The organism is Kitasatospora sp. NPDC091257 (genome assembly GCF_044757675.1).
Classification (GTDB): Bacteria; Actinomycetota; Actinomycetes; order Streptomycetales; family Streptomycetaceae; genus Kitasatospora; species Kitasatospora lactacystinica.
The window spans coordinates 1-2,851 of sequence record NZ_JBIVVI010001157.1; the positions used below are offsets into that span (position 1 = coordinate 1).

The 2,851-nt window shown below is 71.6% G+C and carries 2 protein-coding genes; both read right to left on the minus strand.

Annotated features, from left to right (window positions below):
• Window positions 1-218: 218 nt before the first annotated feature.
• Window positions 219-1,673, minus strand: a complete 1,455-nt coding sequence (der, locus tag ACIQOV_RS35740; protein WP_401054988.1) for a ribosome biogenesis GTPase Der — start codon at window positions 1,671-1,673, stop codon at window positions 219-221.
• Between the two features lie 176 nt (window positions 1,674-1,849).
• Window positions 1,850-2,563: a (d)CMP kinase gene (cmk, locus tag ACIQOV_RS35745; RefSeq protein WP_401054989.1), complete on the minus strand. Its 714-nt coding sequence runs from the start codon at window positions 2,561-2,563 to the stop codon at window positions 1,850-1,852.
• Window positions 2,564-2,851 lie beyond the last annotated feature (288 nt).

The window sequence follows — 2,851 nt, forward strand, 5'->3', positions numbered from 1 at the left end:
TTTATGCAACCAATCCACGTTCGATCATCATCGTCCCGTTTGGGGATGTAGCGGACAAGGTGTGCTTTTTCAAATGGTGAACGAGCCGTCTGGTCCCACGGTCGACCACCGCTGACGCCCGCCGGACCCGCGCCCGAAAACGCCGGAGGGCCCCGCCACCACTGCGGCGAGGCCCTCCGGCCGTCGGTCGGCGGACCGACCACTCCTTCTACCTACTACTACTTCTTCTTGCGCTTCTCCCGGACCCGCACCGAGATCGAGATCGGCGTCCCCACGAACCCGAACTCCTCACGCAGGCGGCGCTCGATGAAGCGCCGGTAACCGGCCTCCAGGAAGCCCGAGGCGAACAGCACGAAGCGCGGCGGACGGATGCCGGCCTGGGTGCCGAACAGGATGCGCGGCTGCTTGCCGCCGCGGATCGGGTGCGGGTGGGCGGCGACCAGCTCGCCGAGGAAGGCGTTCAGGCGCGCGGTCGGGACGCGGGTCTCCCAGCCCTCCAGCGCGCTCTCGACCGCCGGGACGAGCTTCTCCATGTGCCGACCGGTCTTGGCCGAGACGTTGACCCGCGGGGCCCACTGCACCTGGACGAGGTCGCGCTCGATCTCGCGTTCCAGGTAGTAGCGGCGCTCCTCGTCCAGCTGGTCCCACTTGTTGTAGGCGATGACGACGGCGCGCCCGGCCTCGACGGCCATCGAGATGATCCGGGTGTCCTGCTCGGCGAGGGTCTCGCTGGCATCGATCAGGACGACCGCGACCTCGGCCTTCTCCAGCGCGGAGGAGGTGCGCAGCGAGGCGTAGAAGTCGGCGCCGGCGGTCAGGTGGACCCGGCGGCGGATGCCGGCGGTGTCCACGAACTTCCAGGTCTTGCCGCCGAGCTCGATCATCTCGTCGACCGGGTCACGGGTGGTGCCGGCCAGCTCGTTGACGACGACGCGCTCCTCGCCGGCGACCTTGTTCAGCAGGCTGGACTTGCCGACGTTGGGCCGGCCGATCAGCGCGATGCGGCGCGGGCCGCCGGGGGCGGCGTCGCCGAAGGTCTGCGGCGGGGCCTCGGGCAGCGCGTCCATGACGGCGTCCAGCAGGTCGCCGGAGCCGCGGCCGTGCAGGGCCGAGACCGGGAACGGCTCGCCCAGGCCGAGCGACCAGAGGTAGGCGGCCTCGGCCTCGGTGGAGGGGCCGTCGACCTTGTTGGCGCACAGGACGGTCGGCTTGCCCGCCCGGCGGATGAGCTTGATCAGGGCCTCGTCGGTGTCGGTGGCGCCGACGGTGGCGTCCACCACGAACAGCACCGCGTCGGCCTGCTCGATGCCCAGCTCGGCCTGGGCGGCCACCATGGCGTCGATGCCGAGGACGTCGATCTCCCAGCCGCCGGTGTCGACCACCTTGAAGCGGCGGCCGTTCCAGCTGGCCTCGTAGGTGACCCGGTCGCGGGTGACGCCCGGCTTGTCCTCGACGACGGCCTCGCGGCGGCCGATGATGCGGTTCACCAGGGTCGACTTGCCGACATTCGGGCGGCCGACGACGGCCAGCACCGGCAGTCGGACGTGCTCGGCACCGTCCACGGCGTCGAAGCCGTCGAGGTCGAAGCCCTCTTCGGCGGCGAGTGCCATGAACTCGGCGTAGTCGGCGGCGTCCAGCTCACCGTGGCCGGTGGCGGCGTGCTCTGCGGTCATGTTCGTCTGTTCCGTTTCCCGGCCCGGCCCTTCCCAGGGGCGTGCCGTGCGTACCTGCCCCGCTCGGGGCAGCGCGATGGTTGTCTCCGCGGCACCTCGACGGCCCGCGGTTCACTTCGGTCGTTGGTCGGCCCGAGTGCGCTCGGACCGGTCATGATCGGACCGGCGGCCGCCGGTCAGACCGCGGACAGTCCGGCCCGCTCCTCCACCAGCCCGGCGATCCGGTCGATCACCTGCTCCAGGGTGAGGTCGCTGGTGTCGACCAGGACCGCGTCCGCGGCCTGGGCCAGCGGGGCCGTCTTCCGGGAGGAGTCGGCGGCGTCGCGGCGGGCGAGGTCGGCGGCCATCGCGGTGATGGTCGCCTCCTCCACGCCCTTGGCGCGCAGCTCGGCCGCCCGGCGCGCGGCCCGGGCCTGCTCGGAGGCGGTCAGGAAGACCTTGACGGTGGCGTCCGGGAACACCACGGTCCCCATGTCCCGGCCCTCGGCGACGATGCCGCGCTCGGCGACCTCGGCGCAGCCGCGCTGCAGCTCCACCAGCCGGGACCGTACGGCGGGGACCGCGGACACGGCGCTGACCTTGGCGGTCACCTCGGGGCCGCGGATCGGGCCCGACACGTCCTGGCCGTCCACCGTGATGGTGGGGCCGTCGGCGTCGGTGCCCGAGACGATCACCGGCTTGCCGCACGCGACGGCCACCGCCTCCGGGTCGTCGACATCGACCTCGTTGACCAGCATCCACCAGGTCATCGCCCGGTACATGGCGCCGGTGTCCAGGAAGCTCAGGCCCAGCCGGGCGGCGACCGCCCGCGAGACGGTCGACTTGCCGGAGCCGGAGGGTCCGTCGATGGCGACGACGACCGGGGCGTGCGCTCGGTCGGCAGTGTCCACGGGGCGAACCTCTCTCGAAGCATGGGAGCCGGAGCCTGGGCAGGCGGACGGCCGGGGATTGTCTCCCTCAAGGTTAATGGACCGCCGCCGTGACACTCTCCGCCGCTGTCCGGCCCGACCGGTCGAGACGGGCCGGGCGGTCGAGACGGACCGGGCGGCGTGAACCGGTCGACCTCGGCCAGTCGACACGGATTGGTCGGTAAAGACTAATCGATACCGACCGTTCGACTCGGACCAGTCGAACTCCCAGCATGCCGGTACGCCGGTGCCATCTCCTCAAGCACGGAC

Coding starts and splice junctions, on each gene's coding strand:
- der (WP_401054988.1), bottom strand. CDS start 1,673: ATGACCGCAGAGCACGCCGCCACCGGCCACGGTGAGCTGGACGCCGCC.